This is a genomic window from Paraburkholderia sp. SIMBA_053 (assembly GCF_046534895.1).
Classification (GTDB): Bacteria; Pseudomonadota; Gammaproteobacteria; order Burkholderiales; family Burkholderiaceae; genus Paraburkholderia; species Paraburkholderia caledonica.
In genome coordinates this window covers 1-328 of the sequence record NZ_JAWRXU010000315.1, presented here as the reverse complement: position 1 = coordinate 328, position 328 = coordinate 1, and the positions used below count along the sequence as shown (strand labels likewise).

1 protein-coding gene is annotated in these 328 nt (G+C 64.0%); it reads left to right on the top strand.

Annotated features, from left to right (window positions below):
• On the top strand, positions 1 to 328 hold a 328-nt coding region (locus tag SB753_RS35790; protein ID WP_410804822.1), incomplete at both ends, for a sigma-70 family RNA polymerase sigma factor.

Genomic DNA, 328 nt, shown 5'->3' with positions numbered 1-328 from the left:
TGGCCGAGCGCATGGATCTGTCGGAAGAGAAGGTGCGCGGCATTCTGAAGATCGCCAAGCAGCCGGTGTCGATGGAAACGCCTGTTGGCGACGACGGCGATGCCACGCTCGGCGACATGATCGAAGACTCGGCGGCTTCGTCGCCGGCGGATGCGGCCATGCAAGCCGACTTGCGCGCCGCCATCGACGACGCGCTCGACTCGTTGTCGCCGCGCGAAGCGAAGGTGCTGCGCATGCGCTACGGCATCAACACGAAGTCGGATCACACGCTGGAAGAAGTGGGCAAGCAGTTCGACGTCACGCGTGAGCGCATTCGCCAGATCGAGAG